Origin of the sequence: Alkanindiges illinoisensis (assembly GCF_004377485.1) — a bacterium.
GTDB lineage: Bacteria > Pseudomonadota > Gammaproteobacteria > Pseudomonadales > Moraxellaceae > Alkanindiges > Alkanindiges illinoisensis_A.
The window spans coordinates 66,624-83,378 of record NZ_SNTY01000025.1 but is presented as its reverse complement, the minus strand read 5'-3'; the positions used below and the strand labels follow the sequence as shown (position 1 = coordinate 83,378).

Genomic DNA, 16,755 nt, shown 5'->3' with positions numbered 1-16,755 from the left:
CAGGAGTTGTTATGTCGATTTTATTTCAGCCTTTAACGGTAGGCGCGCTTGAATTACCCAATCGTCTGGTCATGGCACCGCTCACCCGTTCACGTGCAGGCGAGTCACGTATTCCAAATGACTTGATGCAGGAATACTACGTGCAGCGTGCCAGTGCCGGTTTAATCATTACCGAAGCCACGGCCATTACGCCCTCTGCGGTAGGTTATGCCGATACGCCAGGCATCTGGTCGGAAGAACAAGTGGCAGGCTGGAAAAAAATTACCGATGCGGTGCGGGCTGCAGGTGGCCGCATGGTCATGCAGCTATGGCATGTAGGCCGTATTTCTGACCCGATTTTCTTAAATGGCGAATTGCCAGTTGCGCCTACTGCTATTAAGCCTGCGGGTCATGTCAGTCTGGTACGTCCTAAAAAAGAATATGTGACCCCGCGTGCGCTGACTACCGCAGAAGTCAAACAAATTGTGCAGGATTACCGCCAGGCCGCGATTAATGCCAAAGCGGCTGGTTTTGATGGGGTTGAGCTGCATGGTGCCAATGGCTACCTGATTGACCAGTTTTTGCAAACCAAAACCAACCAGCGTGATGATGAATATGGTGGCGCTGTGGAAAACCGGGCGCGTTTGTTACTTGAAGTCACTGACCAACTGATTGACGTATGGGGCGCAGACCGTGTGGGCGTGCATCTGGCACCACGCCGTGATTCACATGATATGGGCGATGACGATCCGGTAGAAACCTTTGGTTATGTGGCGGACCAACTGGGACAGCGCAAAATTGCCTTTATTTGTGCACGGGAATATGTTGCTGATGATAGCCTGGCTGGCCTAATCAAGCAGAAATTTGGCGGGGTATTTATTGCCAATGAAAAGCTGGAGCGTGAGCAGGCTGAACGCTTATTAGAGCTGGGTGAGGCGGATGCTGTGGCTTTTGGCCAGTTGTATATTGCCAATCCGGATCTGGTAGAACGCTTTAAGCAGCAGGCTGAGCTAAATGCCCCTAACCCTGCTACCTATTACGCTGAAGGTGCAACGGGTTATACGGATTATCCATTCCTTAATCAATAATGGATTAAAGCAATCCAGCGAACTTATGCGTTATTTTATCCCCCTGTATCAAGGGGGATAATTGTTTTGAAAGTCCCAATTTAATACCGTATCTTTGAAGAAACACTGATAAGAAAAACATCAGTTTTGGGCAAAAGCCTCCGTAAAATTTTGGTTTATAGCCTCAGGCAGGCTACACTCTGCTCACTTTATTTTTCGTTAGTAGCATGTTGCGGGCAGCATGCCGCTTCTTTGATATTTGACTATGTCGAAACCTGTGCAAAAACCTCCTTTCTGGTATCAAATTCTGCTGGCGCTGGTATTGCCACTATATCGCCTGCGCGTGTGGCAGCGTTCGCGTCTACAGCCGGATTATCAGGATGAAATCATTGAGCGTTTTGCAGTTAAACCTGTGGCTAAAAATCAGCAGCGCAAAAATCAGCTATCCAAACCTCAGCAGGTCATCTGGATTCATGCGGTATCGGTGGGTGAAACCAACGCCGCCCAGCCCATCATTGCGCATTTTTTAAAGCGGGGCCAACCCGTACTGGTAACCAATACCACTCGTACCGGACAGGCACGCGCCAAAGCCTTGTTTGCGCAAAACTACCCTGAGTTGTTTGAAGCGGTTTTTCTGCCAGTAGATATCACCGCATTAATGCAGCAATTCTTGCAGCGTTATCAGCCGCGCCTGTTTATTTTAATTGAAACCGAATTGTGGCCCAATGCACTGGCACAAACCTATGACGCTGGAATTCCCACTATTTTGCTGAATGCCCGCCTGTCGGAACGCTCAGCCAAGGGTTATGGCAGGGTTGGCCGCCTCACCCGCCCGATGCTGGAGCAACTCAGCTGTATTGCTGCGCAGGATCAGGCCACTGCACAGCGCTTTATTGCGTTAGGGGCCGATGCTAAAAAGGTAGTGGTGACGGGGAGTATCAAGTTTGATATTCAGCCGCCGGAATTTTTATTAGAGCAGGCACAACAGCTAAAACAGCAATGGCAACTGGCTCAGCGTCCAGTACTGGTTGCTGCCAGCACGCACGAACCGGAAGAAGCCCAGATTCTGGCGCAGTTTCCCAAAATTTTAGATCAATATCCTGATGCAGTATTAATACTGGTGCCACGGCATCCTGAACGCTTTGACAGGGTGGCCGAGCTGATTGAAAAGCAGGGTTTTCAGGTCTTTCGCCGTAGCCAGCAACAAAACATTGAGGCCGATACACAGGTCTATCTGGCGGACAGCATGGGCGAGTTGTGGCTGTGGTATGCGCTAGCTAGCATGGCATTTGTTGGCGGCTCCCTGAGTCCCACTGGCGGGCATAATCCGCTGGAACCCGTGCGACTGGGCGTGCCGGTAGTGATGGGGCCGCATACGTTTAATTTTAAGGTGATTGTTGAGCAGCTCATGCAGGCCCATGCGTTGACACAGGTGGATAATGCTGAGGCACTAGCTCAGGTTTGGCTGAACTGGCTACAACAGCCGGAACAAGCAAAGCAGGCTGGTTTGGCAGGCTTGCAGGTGATGCAGGCCAATCAGGGCGCGCTGGAGCGGCAATTAGCGCTCATTCAGCAACTGGACACACTGCCTGAAAGATAAATTCAGAAAAATATTAAGGTTTTACAGAACGCTAAGACCAGTTTTTTGTCAGGTAACCATGAGCTTCATTTTCAGTTTTCAACAAAACATTCTGGCAAAATCCATAAAATTATGCGTAAACTCAAGACCGCCTGATTCATAGATGATTCTGTAATCAAGCCGACTGACAACGCTAAACCCAATCCTGCATCCGGCTAAAATAGTGTGGGCCTTAATAAATTAACTGATAACAAGGAAGACCAGCATGAGCACCATCATTGATAAAAGCAAACCTGTGTGCGTCACCGGCGCGTCCGGCTATATTGCCAGCTGGATTGTCAAATACCTGCTAGAAGATGGCCTGACGGTACATGCCACGGTGCGTAATCCAGACAATGCAAAATCGGTTGCGCATTTGAAAAAAGCTGCCGAAGGCACAACTGGCACCTTAAAGCTATTTGCCGCGGACTTGTTGCAACCGGGCAGTTTTAAGTCCGCCATTGAAGGCTGCGAGCTGGTGATTCATACCGCATCACCTTTTATTATCAAGGGTTTTAAGGACGCCAATGAAGCACTGGTTAAACCTGCAGTACAGGGTACCGAAAATGTGCTGCGCAGTTGCAATGAGGTGTGTACAGTCAAGCGTGTGGTACTCACCAGTTCGGTGGCCTCCGTGTTTGGCGATAATGTTGAAATTGAGGAAACCCTAAACGGTATTTTTACTGAACAGGACTGGAACAATACCAGTAGCGTGAGCCATCAGCCCTATTCATTTTCCAAGGTGGCGGCAGAGCGCAAGGCCTGGCAAATTCATAACCAGCAACCTAAAAATGCAAAACAATGGGATCTGGTGACCATTAACCCGTCACTGGTGCTAGGGCCTGCGCTCACCCAACAAACCCAGTCCACCAGTATTGCAGTCATGCAGGACTTGGGCAGTGGCAAACAACGAACCGGCGTGCCGGATCTGGAGTTTGGTCTGGTTGATGTGCGTGAGGTGGCGCGGGCGCATATTCAGGCTGGTTTTACACCAGAAGCCGAAGGCCGCTATATTGTGAGTGAAGGGACGTACAGTCTGCTGACTATGGCTGAAATCCTGAAAAAATATTTCCCCAAATACCCCTTGCCCAGAGCGCTGCTGCCTAAGGCACTGGTCTGGCTGGTGGGGCCAATTGCCGCCGGGGTGAGCCGCCGTTTTGTTAAGCTGAACGTGGGCTATGCCATCCGCTTTGACAATACGCGCTCTCGCCAGACCTTGCAGATTCACTACCGGCCGATTGAAGAAACCTTGCAGCAGCATTTTCAGCAAATGATTGATGATGGCCTGTTAAAAAAGCGCTAAACAGTTTGAACAGATGATTTGACAAGGCAATGATTTAACGAGACCCGGCCAGATTAAATGGCTTACACTGACGGGTTTTAAGTTATCTGGCAAATTTTGTCTTTTCACCATGAACCTGTTGTTGCTTGATCCCGCCCAAATTCAAGATCAGTGCGCCCGTATTACGGATGCACGCCGGCTTGGTCATATCCGTGAGCATTTAAAATTAAATACCGGCGATACCATCAAGATTGGCCAAAAGAATGGCTTAAAAGGTACGGCGCTGGTTAAAAGCATCACTGACCAGCAACTGCTGCTGAATCAGATCGTGCTGGATCAGGCGCCACCGCCGAAGTTGCCCCTGACCTTGATTGTGGCGCTACCACGGCCAAAAGTGCTGCGACGGCTGATCATGGATGCAATCACGCTGGGCGTGGAACAGCTTATTTTAATGCATAGCTACCGGGTGGAAAAAAGCTACTGGCAAACGCCATTTTTGCAGCAACTGGACAGTTATATCGAATTGGGTCTGGAACAGGCGGGAGATACGATCTGGCCGCAAGTGCAATGCTTTAAGCGTTTCCGGCCTTTTGTGGAAGACATCTTGCCGGGTTTGATAGCAGAGCAGCCTGCCTTTGTGGCACATCCGTATGCCGACCAGCCCATGCCTGTTGCCATAAACCAGCCTTGCGTGCTGGTAATTGGCCCGGAAGGCGGCTTTATTCCATTTGAAATTGATTTATTGCAGCACAATGGCTGCCAGCCCGCTAGCCTTGGCCCGCGAATCCTGCGCACTGAAACTGCCGTATCCAGCATTATTGGCCGATTGTTTGGCTAAGCTAAATACTCGGCTTAGCGCGCTGCTTAAATCACGATGGTTAAAACTCACTTTTTGCCGGGGTTAGGCCATTGTTTTCACTGCCCGGCACCACCGTAGTCTGATCCATCACCAGTTGCTGAATGGGATAGGGAATATTAATACCCTTGGTGGTAAGTGCTTCTTTCACCAGAATTTGCACTTCATCGATAGAAGCACCAATCCCCACTTCCTTGACATCTACCCACCATGAAATATGCAGCACAATGGAAAAATCACCCAGTGTTTTAACCTGAACTGAAGGCGTAGGCTGCGATTGAATGGTGCGTACCTGATCCAGCACGTCCAGAATAATGGTTTTTGCATCCTGAATATTGGCCTGATAGCTAATGCCGACATCAAAGGTACACTGGCGTTTAACAAAAGCCGTATTCACCGTTACCGGATTGGTAAACAGGTTGGCATTGGGAATGACAATACGGCGGCCATCACCCGTGCGAATGTAGGTAGCGCGAATCTGGATGTCTTCCACCACGCCCGTAAAGGTGCCAGTCACAATTTCATCGCCAATACGAAATGGTTCGCTGAGCAAAATCAAAATGCCGGACAGCATGTTCTGGAAAATATCCTTAAAGGCAAAACCAATGGCCACCGAACCAATCCCCAGGGCGCTAATCAGTTGCGCCGGAGTAAAACCGGGAATGGCAATCACCAGCGCAATCATAAAGCCGATAAACACAATAAAGGTGCTGCCAATCCGGTTGAGAACCAGCACCAGATTTTGCTTGCGCTTGGCGCGGCCACTTAAGGTTTTAACCACAAAATATTTAAAAACCTTGGAAATCAGCCAGAAAATGAGAAATACCGTGAGTGCAATCAGCAGGTAGGGCACCCGTTCCCAGAAATGCTGTGCCATCTCATGCACAGTGGTGTACACGTCTTTATATTCGGTGGCTTTTTCAAGCACCTTGTGCGTGGTTGCCTTACCTGCATTTTGCACCAGTGTGGCTGTTGCCTGAGTCGCATCACTAATGGCCTCTGCGGTATTTTCGCTTGCTTCACGAATGGTTTGTTCTGCCATAGTGCAATTCCAGAATGTGCTGACACGGCCTATTGTGCCGTGCAGGCATGTTGCGTTGTGTGACATTGAGTATTTTAACGATGGCTAAATTCATAGTGCATCTAATACTTTGGGTGAATAGTAATAATTATAAGACCTTATATATTAAAAAAGCATAACGCACAGGGTAAATCATAAAAAAAGCCAATGATGGCCTCATTCTTCGGGTGGGATTGTAGTTGGCGAAGGTGATAAAACAAGGCATAGGATGTGAGTGATGAAACGATTAATGGGCCACGTATCAAGCAGCAATAGACCACACGCAACAGTGCTCAGTATGGCAGTGTGTGCGATTATGGCTGCCAGCTTTTGTAGCACGAGTCATGCAGCTACCACCGACACAACAAGCAACCAGACTGAAATTGAAGCATTGCGACAGGAAGTTAATGCACTCAAGCAAATCGTGCAGCAACTAAGTGCACAGCAGCAAACCCGGCAATCCGTTAGCCCTGCTGCACGGCCTGTAACCAGCAGCAACGAACCTGCACTGGAAGCAACGGCTGTACAGCCCGCCAGTGCCAGTATTGCACCCGCGCAAAGTGCCAAGGCCGGTCAGCCCATGCCTGCTGTTCCGGTGAGCCGCAATCCAGAAGGTTGGGCTGTGTTACCGGATGGCAAAACTGCCGCCAAGGTTTATGGCTTTATCCGAGCCGACATGCTGCATGACTTTAAGGGCCAGCCAACAGGCAAATTCAGTAATCTGCATACCCAGCCACTGGATAGCAGCGATCCGGTTGAAAACAAAACGGCCTTTACTGCCGCGGTTACCCGGGTGGGCGTGGACTTTAAAACCCCAACTGCCATTGGTGATGTGGGCGGTAAAATTGAAGGAGACTTCTGGGGCAATGGCGGTACAGGGTCAGCCACCTTTCGGATTCGCCATGCTTATTTGACAAAGGGCAACTGGCTGTTTGGCCAAACCTGGTCGCCTTTTGCCGGACAGGAATATGCCGCTGAAACGGTAGACTTTAATGGCGTAACAGGTGGCTCCATCCGGCGTGCAACCCAGATTCGCTATACCCATCCGCTAAGCACAGCCACCTCCCTAACCATTGCGGGTGAAGAAGACAGCAGTGCAGATTCCCGTTTTCCAGCGCTTACTGCCCGGCTGGAACACAAACTACCAGACAGCAAGGGCGCTTTTGCCTTGCGTGGCATGCTGCATGAAAAACGCGGTGTAGCGACCAGTACGGTCAATGGCCAGGTTCAAAACACTGAAGACGAAAAAGCAGGCTACGGTGCAGCCATTGGGGCATGGTATCAGCTTGATCCCGCCAATAAGCTCAGTGGCCAGTTGTTCCATGTGAAAGGTGACGGCAGCTTTAACTATGGTACAGGCACTGGATTTTCCGTGAATTCCGCTACTGGTGACCTGTATTTTGATGAATACAACAGTGCACAACTGGGTCTGACCCATGCCTTCAACCCGAAAATGCGCAGTACGGTGGCATTAAGCTGGGTAGACTTTAAGGACAGCAGCCAGTTTGCCCTTGCCAATCCGGGCGCCAATCGTGAGCTAAAACAGGCTTCCATTAACCTGTTTTACAAACCAGTGTCCAGTATCGATCTGGGCGGTGAATATACCTATGGCAACCGGGAAGTGTTTAATGGTGATGAGGGCAAGCAATCACACCTCAACCTAATGGCGCGCTATAACTTTTAGGCCTAACGCTAAAATAGGCCTAGCGCTAAAAAACGATTTTAAAAGTTCTCCTTGGCCGTAACCTTGCGTTACGGTTTTTTTTATAAAAAAATCGCCCCAATTCTGGAGGCGAAGGCATAAATTATGGCTGTACAGAACCGTCATTCTTATAAAGCTAATTAAGCAAGAAACAAGCCACTCAAAATGCTGAGTATTTAAGCCACTGTTAATTCAAATTAAAAAACTAAATTGGCAGAAAATCTCACGCAAATTTTTACAAATAGCACTGGTGGCTCTAATAGTTTTGCACTACTTTAAAGCCAATAGAAATAAGCTATCCAATGATTATTTAAAACAGTGCGCGGTAGGTAAGCTTGCGTATATTACAGCGCGACTACTACCAAAGCATGATTGTCATGCCATTCAACAGATTGCAATACTCGGGGTGATCATTTTTATACTCATCAGGATGCAGAAGTTCCTGAGGCTATTGGAAAAGGCATCCCGGTTACATGCCATTAAAAGAGAATCTTGCAAGGAAGTGATTATGTCACAACAAGTTTATCCTGTTCCCGACAAATTTTTAAAAAACGCCCGTACCACTGCCGAAGATTATGCGGCCAAGTACCAGCAGTCGGTAACAGACAATACGCAATTCTGGCGTGAACAGGCGCAATCCATTGACTGGATCAAGCCATTTACCAAGGTGCGTGATGTGTCCTTTGACAAGGATAATTTCCATGTGGAATGGTTTGGCGATGGCCAGTTGAACGTGTCTGCCAACTGTCTGGATCGGCATGTGGCTAATCATCCGGACAAGCCTGCCATTATCTGGGAAGGTGATCATCCGTATCGTCACAAGATTATTTCATTTCGCGAACTGCATCAGGAAGTCTGCCGTTTTGCCAATGTCCTCAAAAAGCAGGGCGTTAAAAAAGGCGATCGCGTTACCCTGTATATGCCAATGATTCCCGAAGCGGCGATTGCCATGCTGGCCTGTACCCGTATTGGCGCGGTGCACTGCGTAGTGTTTGGTGGATTTTCACCAGACTCACTGGCCAGCCGGATTGAAGACAGCCAGTCCAGCGTGGTGATTACTGCCAATGAAGGCCTTCGCGGGGGCAAGACCATTCCGCTCAAAACCAATGTGGATGCAGCACTGCAAATGCCGGGTACAGAAGGCGTCACCAGTGTGATTACCGTCTATCACACCGAACACCCGACCAATATGCAGCAGGGTCGCGATATCTGGTATCACGAAGCGATTGCCGAAGTGAATGAACACTGCCCGCCAGAGCCGATGGATGCCGAAGCGCCGCTATTTATTTTGTATACTTCAGGATCTACCGGCAAGCCAAAGGGTGTATTGCACACCACAGGCGGCTATCTGGTCTATGCGGCCACTACTTTCCGTGAAGTGTTTGATATTCGTGACAATGATGTGTACTGGTGCACTGCCGATGTAGGCTGGATTACCGGCCATAGCTACCTGCTATATGGCCCGCTGGCGAATGGCACCACCACGCTGATGTTTGAAGGCGTGCCGCAATATCCAACCTGGGCACGCATTGGCCAGATCATTGACAAGCATGATGTCACCATTTTATACACGGCACCAACCGCCATTCGTTCCATGATGCGCGAAGGTGACCATTATGTGCGTGAAAGTGACCGCCATAGCCTGCGCCTGCTGGGTTCAGTCGGTGAGCCGATTAACCCGGAAGCATGGTCATGGTATTACAATGTCGTTGGTGAAGGCCGCTGCCCGATTGTAGATACGTGGTGGCAAACTGAAACCGGTGGCATCCTGATTTCGCCAATTCCCGGTGCAACGCCACTCAAGCCCGGTTCTGCCACCAAACCATTTTATGGCGTGCAGCCTGCCATTGTGGATGGAGAAGGCAATATTCTGGAAGGCGAATGCGAGGGCAATCTGGTATTAATTGACTCATGGCCCGGCCAGATGCGTACCGTGTACGGCGACCATCAGCGTTTTATTGATACCTATTTTTCCACCTTTAATGGCATGTACTTTACTGGGGATGGGGCTAAGCGTGACAAGGATGGCTACTACTGGATCACTGGTCGCGTGGATGATGTGCTAAACGTGTCCGGTCACCGTTTGGGAACGGCTGAGGTAGAAAGCGCATTGGTAGCGCATCAATCTGTAGCAGAATCAGCAGTGGTTGGCATGCCACATGAGATCAAGGGTCAGGGCATTTGTGCCTATGTGACCTTGCAGGCCGATGTCGAGCCAACCGAAGAGTTGCGCAAAGAACTGCGTGACTGGGTGCGCAGTGAAATTGGGCCAATTGCCACCCCGGATGCCATTCACTGGGCACCCGCATTGCCAAAAACCCGTTCTGGTAAAATCATGCGCCGGATCCTGCGCAAAATTGCTGCCAATGAACTGGACACACTAGGCGATACCTCGACACTGGCTGACCCAAGTGTCGTCGAGCATTTGATTGTTACTGTCTATCCTGAGCGAGGATAAGTAGAGCACCGCTCTGCCCGAGCGCAAGGGGAGAGCTAAGCTTGAGTAAAGCGTTAAAAAACGATTTATAATCGTTTTAGTGTCGCAAGGCGAAGGCTATGCCTGAGCGAGGGTAAGTAGAGCACCACTCTGCCCGAGCGCAAGGGATGAGTCACACTGTGACGCAAGTGCGATTTTTCTAAGAGGATAAAGCGAAGCTGCTGCGCCTTGCGGCATACATCTTGCGAAACAATGTTTCTCATTCGCCCGCGCACAAGAGATGAGTCACACTGTGACGCAAGTGCGATTTTTTTAAGAGGATAAAGCAGAGCCACTTCGTTTTGCAGGACAATGTCTTGCAAAATGATGGTTCTCATCTGCCCAAGTGCAAGGTTAATCCAAGACTTTTTAATAATCGCCTGCTGCTTGGATAGCGCGTTAAACAACAATTGTTGCGCTATGAAGTAACGCAATTCTTACTTTATAGCGCAGATGACGTTTTAAGATAAAAGCTGGATTTAAGTAAGAATAAACCACATAGTGTTTAAACTGAAATAAGGATGTTAGGTGTTGAGAACTCTATGAATATCCTCATTGTTGATGACCATCCGCTGTTTCGTCATGCCCTGATTCATGCGGTGCGCTACAGCTTGCCGCAAGCACAAATTCATGAAACTGCCTCAGTCAGCGAGTTTTATACCCGGCTGGAGCAAGCCCCGGAACCCGATCTGGTGCTGCTGGATTTACACTTGCCCGGAGCGTCGGGCTTTTCCGCGCTGGTGCACGTGCGGGCGCAATACCCGGCCATTCCCATTGTGGTGGTGTCAGCGCATGAAGAAGTAGCCGTCATTCAGCGGGCATTGGCGCATGGTGCGGTGGCCTATATTCCCAAGTCAGCGCCACCGCAGCATATTGGTGAAGCGCTACATGCCGTGCTGGCAGGCGATACCTGGGCGCCGCCCAATTTGCCCATGAGCAGCCATGACCCGCGTGCCCGTGATGAGGCCGATTTTGCCGAGCGCATTAAAACCCTAACGCCGCAACAGTTCCGTGTGTTAATGATGGTGGCAGAAGGCCTGCTGAACAAGCAAATTGCTTATATGCTGGATGTATCGGAAGCCACCATTAAAGCGCATGTGACGGCAATCTTCCGCAAACTGGGCGTGCAAAACCGGACACAGGCCGTACTGGCGATTAGTACGCTAAATGTGGATGAGCCGAAGTTGTAAGGCGTAAGGTGCACAAGTTGGGTATAGAGGGTCTTAGCAATAGCGTAACCCTTATAAGGCATATGTAAAATGTTAGGTTACACTTTATTCCAACTTCCTATGACAGCTCAATAACATATATGTACAACAAACAAAGTCAATGCTAAATCCATCTACGCGGGTTACAAAGATAGAGAAAGCCTTTGCTCAATAAAAAATACATTTATTATCAAATGCATAAATCTAAATAGGTTTCCTTAGAGGTTTGAGAGATTATTATGTGTGATGCATCATTTTCTGGATTGCCAAATCAGAGTTTTATTTTTGTTCAAGTTCTACTAGGTGTTATTTCTCCAAATTTTAGAATGGTTTACATGTCTAAATCTGAAGAAAAATTTTTTATAAATATTATTTTGGAGGAGTATTCCTTAGAAGATTTAGAAGAAATTGAAGATTTGGGAGCAGAGTATGAATCACATCAGCAGACAGCGATAGAATATGAAATTAAGACGATGATTAACAGTGATAATTTAAGCTGGCCTGATAATACAAACATAGTTATATATAAGAGAAGAGAATGAGGTTGTTTATCGAATATGGAGTAAATTAACTGAATTTTAAATGCGAGGCTTTTTTGTCTTAAATATAAATAAATTTAGAGTAGAGCAGTATAATTAAAAAAATAAGACTGTCAGTATTGGATAGACTTAGTTCAACATAGAAGAAAAAACTCTTAAAGGATAAATTGATATTTAACGTTATTATGTACTACTACTGTTGGCAAGCCCATGCTGGACATTTAACCAGCACAGGCTTAACCATTAATCCACCAAAATCATTAATGATAAAAATGTACGACCCGTTGCCGGCTTTGTGGCATATCAGTAAATAGGGGATTGAGGGAATCCATCAAATCATCCACCTGACTTTGAGTAATAAGGCCTTTTTGCACAAAATGATCGCGTACCTGTTCATCATTCAGGCACAAAAATGCCGGGTCATAGAGTCCCAGTTTGACAAATAGCTCAGCCGTAGCCAGATTGCTAAAGCGATCCAGCAATACATGATCTTCATAAAACAGGAACAGGTGCTCATGCTCGGCATGCGGGTCAACCGCAAACTGTTCTGCCAGGGTATAAGGGTCGGTTTTTAGCCAAAGCAGGTCGGCCAGTTCATTAAAATAACCCATATCAATGCTTTCTTCGCCGGTTTTTACCTTACCCAGCCAGGCCTTAAATGCCAAAACTGCACCACCACGCAGCATCATGCTCCAGATCAGGTGGCGTACTTTTTCATCCATACGCCTGGAAGCTTCTACCAGATGCTCAATTAGTTTGGGTTCCAGTGCCCGCAGTTTGTCAAACAGGCCAAGACCCTGCGGTTTTTTTTCATGTTCGGCAAAAATATCAATATTCAGACGTTTTAAGGTGGTGAGCGCCAAAGGCACCGTGACCTGATAGATAGTTTGCAAGGCCAGCGCTTGCGTCGGTAAAAGCTGGTTCTGGCTAAACAAGTACTGCCAGTTGATACTGGGCAAAAAGTGGTTGGCACTGTATTGCTGGTAAAACTGCTGGGTAGAATTGGTATTGCTGGAATTCACAGTAGTCATGACAAAATCATCCATGGTTAAAACAGTATGCTTAAATCAGAGGCTTGGAAGTTCACACAAACACAGGCATTACATGAGCTGTGGCATGGCTGCATGGTCGCGTTATAAATTGCTGCGCTATAACAGGACACTGTTCCTACTGGGCATAAAGCTGCTGTATAAACTATTGCCACACTAAAATAATGCGTGAATGCTGTTGATCTTATATTTGAGTGCACAGCTGTTCTGTAGTGGACTTAAGTCTAGCGCCAGCTCAACCATATATTAATTGTTTAAAAAACATCCAATTGGCAGGCTGGCGCTTTTTTAACACTGTTGTGAAATTGTATCGCGTCACCTTAAGCGCGAATGCCAGCCAGAAAGGCACGCAAGGCAGCAGGCTTGAGTGGTTTTTTAAGCAGGACAATACTGTGCTCTTTCACAATCTGCGGTAGGTCAGGGTTGCTGTCTGCAGTAATCAGAGCGGCAGGAATCTTGTTGCTGTTGTATTTGAGCAAAAATTCAAGCCCTTCAATGTCTGCATCCAGATGCTGATCCACCAGAAGCACCTGAATGGTTTCGGTGCTCAGGATCTGCCGTGCCTGTTCCGGTGTTTGTGCCAGAAACAACTGACAGCCCCATTTGTCCAGCAAAAGCTGCATGCCCTGCAAAATGGTAAGGTCATTGTCCAAACACAGTACCTTCAGGCTGGTCAGGGTATTTTGAACCGGAGCACTGCTGCTCACTGTTTGCTGACGTGGCTGTACGGTGGGTAATTCCAGCATAAAACACGAGCCATGATCTACCTTGGAGTGAAAACTAATCTGGTGTCCCAGCCGTTTGGCCATGCGCTCAACAATCGCCAGACCCAAACCAATACCTTGTTCGCCCCAGGGTGAAGTGTGGCCAGCACGCTGGAACTCGGCAAATAACTGTGCCTGCTGCGCCTCAGCAATGCCGGGACCGGTATCCCACACGCCAACACGTAAATGATCCGGCTGGCTACCACTCCCCATCACCCCGACCACTACCCGGCCTTGTGCAGTATAGCGTAGGGCATTGCTGACAAAATTCTGCAACATGCGGCGTAACCATTGCGGGTCGGTTTTAACCCATAACCGGGTGGCATGAACCCGCAGTTGCAGGCCGCGTTGTTCGGCAATGGGCTGAAATTGCACCTGTAGGTCATGCAGCAAATCATTCAGGGCAAATTCGGTGAGGTTGGGCTTCATGCCATTGCCATCCAGCCGGGCAATGTCCAGCAAGGCCGTCATGATGCTTTCGGCACCATGCAGGGCACGATCCAGTTGTTGCAGGGTTTCCTGATCGGCAGGTGGCAAATTGGCATGTTCCAGCGCCGCTGCAAACAGGCGCGCCGCATGCATGGGCTGCAACAGATCATGGCTGGCAGCGGCAATAAATCGGGTTTTGGAGGTGTTGGCAAGGTCAGCCTGCTGGCGGGCATACTGCTGTTCACGCAGGGCACGCTCAAGCTGCTGGGTGCGTTCCTGTACCCGGGCTTCCAGCAGGGCTTCGGTATGGCGGTACACGGTAATGTCAGCATAGGTGGTGACAAAGCCACCGCCGGTAATCGGGTGCCCACGCATCTCAATAATCCGGCCATCCGCGCGCTGCCGTTCAAATTCATGCGGGTTACCAGCACGCATCCACATGATTCGCCTGGCAATATGGTCTTCCACATCACCGTGCCCGCATTCACCACGTTCGGCATTATAGCGAATCAGGTTTGCCACTGGGCAGCCAACGTAGACAAAATTTTCCGGGTAATCAAACAGTTCCAGATAGCGCTTGTTCCAGGCCACCAGTCGCATGTCGGCATCCACCACGCTCACGGCTTGTGTCATGTAATCCATCATGATCATTAGCAGGCTTTGGTTAAAGCGTTGCCATTGCGAGGCCTGATCCAGAATATTTACCACTTGTCCTACGGCCAGCCCGTTGTTTACCAGCACAGTGGTCAGTAGCGTGCGTGCGGAGGCTGCCCCAACGGCACTGGCTAGATATTGCTCGGTACAGCGCCACCAGCGATGGTCAGCCAGCATTTTTTTGTCAAAAGGCAAATGATTGTCTGCCGCAAACTGCATAAAGGCGGCTTCGGTACGTTGCGGGCCATTAATACGCGAGGATAGTGCAATCAGGTCATCAATACTCAGGCGGGTTTGCTGTTCCAGTTGTTCCAGTGATTCGGCTGTAGTGTTGGCATTTGAAGACGCTGAGTGTTCATCTTCATACACATCATGTTTAAAAAAACTTTCAGCCTGAATTTGCTCGGCAATGCTTAAGCGTTTGTATTTGGGCACCAAAATATATAATAACAGGTTCAGCCCTAAGGACCACAGCACGCCATGGGTGAGTGGGTCAAGCGAGGAAAACCCCAGCAGACTTTCCGGCTTGAGCCAGTGCTGCTGCCACGGCCCCTGATACAGCAGGGACAAGGCCCATTCCTGATGCGAGCTGGGCATATTGCGCAAAATGGCAGGCCAGAACAGGGTATAGCCCCATAAAGCAAACCCGGCAAGCAGACCAATGATCACGCCATGACAGCTGCCGCCACGCCAGTACAGGCCACCAATTAGTGCCGGTGCAAACTGGATCACTGCACTAAAGGCCAGCAGGCCAAAAGCAGACAGCTGATTGGTGTCCGACAACATACGATACACCACATAGCCCAGCAGCATCACCACGCCAATACACACCCGGCGAATCATGCGAATCCAGTACGACAGGCGCTGATCATTTTTGCTTAATAAATTAAAGCGCCATAATGCCGGTAGAATCAGGTCGTTGCTGAGCATAATGGATAGTGCCAGTGTGGCCACCAGCAGCATCCCGGTTGCCGCAGAAAACCCACCAATAAAGGCCAGCAAGGCCAGCCAGGTTTGTTCATGCATTACGGGCAGCATCAGCACGGCCACATCCGGAACGGGCAGTGTGGTGCTGGGCATGTGCAAGGCCCAGCTGGCAATGGGAATAATTGCCAGAACCATGAGCAACAAATACACGGAAAACCAGAAGCGTGCGCCATTTAAATGACGCTTGTCTTTGAGTTCCACCACCGCCACATGAAACTGGCGCGGCAGGCAAATAATGGCAGCCCCGGCCAGCAGGGTTTGCGTCCAGAAGGAATTGGGCAAGCCCTCGCGCTGGATTTGCTGAAAAGTCACACCAATGTCGCGCCCAATCTGTTCTACGGGATGCTGGCTAAACAGCAGCACAAATAGCGCCACGATGATTAGTGCCAGCAACTTAACTGCCGATTCAAACGCCACGGCCACCATCAGGCCACCCTGCTGGCCATTGCTTGCGGCCTGCCGGGTGCCAAATAGCATGGCAATACCCGCCAGCAGGGCAGTTAGCAGCAACACGCCATGTGTGGTAATGGCTGCATTTTCATGCTGATCCAGCAGCACCACCGTACTTAAGGCAATCGCCCGTAACTGCAGGGCCAGATAGGGCAGAATCGCAATCACCGCCAGAATGGTAACCAGTGCCGCCAGAAAACCGGATTTGCCATAACGTGCAGCAATAAAATCGGCAATGGATGAAATGGGCTGGCGCTGACGGATATTGCCCAGCCTGCGCCAGACATCATAGGCAAAGCATAAAAACAGCAAAGGCCCCAGATAGATCGGCAAAAAGCCAATGCCGTTGCGAACGGTTTCACCTACAGCGCCATAAAACGTCCAGGATGAACAATACACACCCAGCGTCAGGCTAAACATCAGCATGCGGCCACGCTGGCTTAGGCGACAGGCATATTTTTCGCCAAAGAACGCACAGGCAAACAATGCAGCAATATAAATGGCCAAAACACCAATCACCAACCAGCTGTTCATCAGTGTACCCATCGACGTCATCCTTGCATGATAGCGCTGTTTTAAGGAGCAAAATTCCTTCTAGACCAAAGTCTAAGTTTCAAGTGTAGCGCAAGTTGCTA

At 49.2% G+C, this 16,755-nt stretch carries 11 protein-coding genes; 8 read left to right on the top strand and 3 right to left on the bottom strand.

The window, feature by feature from the left end:
• Window positions 1-11 precede the first annotated feature (11 nt).
• The 4 genes from E2B99_RS07450 (at window position 12) to E2B99_RS07435 (ending at window position 4,784) form a co-directional block, all read left to right on the top strand.
• On the top strand, window positions 12-1,067 hold the full coding sequence (locus tag E2B99_RS07450) for an alkene reductase (RefSeq protein ID WP_134244286.1): 1,056 nt from the start codon (window positions 12-14) through the stop codon (window positions 1,065-1,067).
• 238 nt (window positions 1,068-1,305) lie between these two features.
• The gene (waaA, locus tag E2B99_RS07445) at window positions 1,306-2,646 is read left to right on the top strand and encodes a lipid IV(A) 3-deoxy-D-manno-octulosonic acid transferase (RefSeq protein ID WP_430981458.1); all 1,341 of its coding nucleotides are present in this window, start codon (window positions 1,306-1,308) and stop codon (window positions 2,644-2,646) included.
• A 256-nt stretch (window positions 2,647-2,902) separates the two neighbouring features.
• The gene (locus E2B99_RS07440; RefSeq protein ID WP_134244410.1) at window positions 2,903-3,967 is read left to right on the top strand and encodes an SDR family oxidoreductase; all 1,065 of its coding nucleotides are present in this window, start codon (window positions 2,903-2,905) and stop codon (window positions 3,965-3,967) included.
• Window positions 3,968-4,076: 109 nt separating this feature from the next.
• Window positions 4,077-4,784: a 16S rRNA (uracil(1498)-N(3))-methyltransferase gene (locus tag E2B99_RS07435; RefSeq protein ID WP_134244284.1), complete on the top strand. Its 708-nt coding sequence runs from the start codon at window positions 4,077-4,079 to the stop codon at window positions 4,782-4,784.
• A 40-nt stretch (window positions 4,785-4,824) separates the two neighbouring features.
• Here the strand turns inward: E2B99_RS07435 and E2B99_RS07430 are convergent, their stop codons facing one another.
• Entirely contained in the window at window positions 4,825-5,844 is a 1,020-nt protein-coding gene (locus E2B99_RS07430; RefSeq protein WP_134244283.1) for a mechanosensitive ion channel family protein, read from the bottom strand.
• A gap of 256 nt (window positions 5,845-6,100) precedes the next feature.
• Between E2B99_RS07430 and E2B99_RS07425 the strand changes: the two genes are divergently transcribed.
• The 4 genes from E2B99_RS07425 (at window position 6,101) to E2B99_RS07410 (ending at window position 11,790) form a co-directional block, all read left to right on the top strand.
• Window positions 6,101-7,546 carry a DcaP family trimeric outer membrane transporter gene (locus E2B99_RS07425; RefSeq protein WP_134244282.1) on the top strand — a complete coding sequence of 482 codons (1,446 nt, stop codon included), beginning with the start codon at window positions 6,101-6,103 and terminating at the stop codon, window positions 7,544-7,546.
• A gap of 526 nt (window positions 7,547-8,072) precedes the next feature.
• On the top strand, window positions 8,073-10,022 hold the full coding sequence (acs, locus tag E2B99_RS07420; protein WP_134244281.1) for an acetate--CoA ligase: 1,950 nt from the start codon (window positions 8,073-8,075) through the stop codon (window positions 10,020-10,022).
• A gap of 560 nt (window positions 10,023-10,582) precedes the next feature.
• Window positions 10,583-11,230 carry a response regulator transcription factor gene (locus tag E2B99_RS07415; RefSeq protein WP_134244280.1) on the top strand — a complete coding sequence of 216 codons (648 nt, stop codon included), beginning with the start codon at window positions 10,583-10,585 and terminating at the stop codon, window positions 11,228-11,230.
• Between the two features lie 257 nt (window positions 11,231-11,487).
• Entirely contained in the window at window positions 11,488-11,790 is a 303-nt protein-coding gene (locus tag E2B99_RS07410; protein ID WP_134244279.1) for a hypothetical protein, read from the top strand.
• 257 nt (window positions 11,791-12,047) lie between these two features.
• On the opposite strand, the gene E2B99_RS07405 is transcribed toward E2B99_RS07410, so the two are convergent.
• The gene (locus E2B99_RS07405) at window positions 12,048-12,818 is read right to left on the bottom strand and encodes a hypothetical protein (protein ID WP_134244278.1); all 771 of its coding nucleotides are present in this window, start codon (window positions 12,816-12,818) and stop codon (window positions 12,048-12,050) included.
• Between the two features lie 338 nt (window positions 12,819-13,156).
• A complete protein-coding gene (locus tag E2B99_RS07400) occupies window positions 13,157-16,654 on the bottom strand; it encodes a PAS-domain containing protein (protein ID WP_134244408.1) in 3,498 nt (1,165 codons plus the stop codon).
• Window positions 16,655-16,755: the final 101 nt, after the last annotated feature.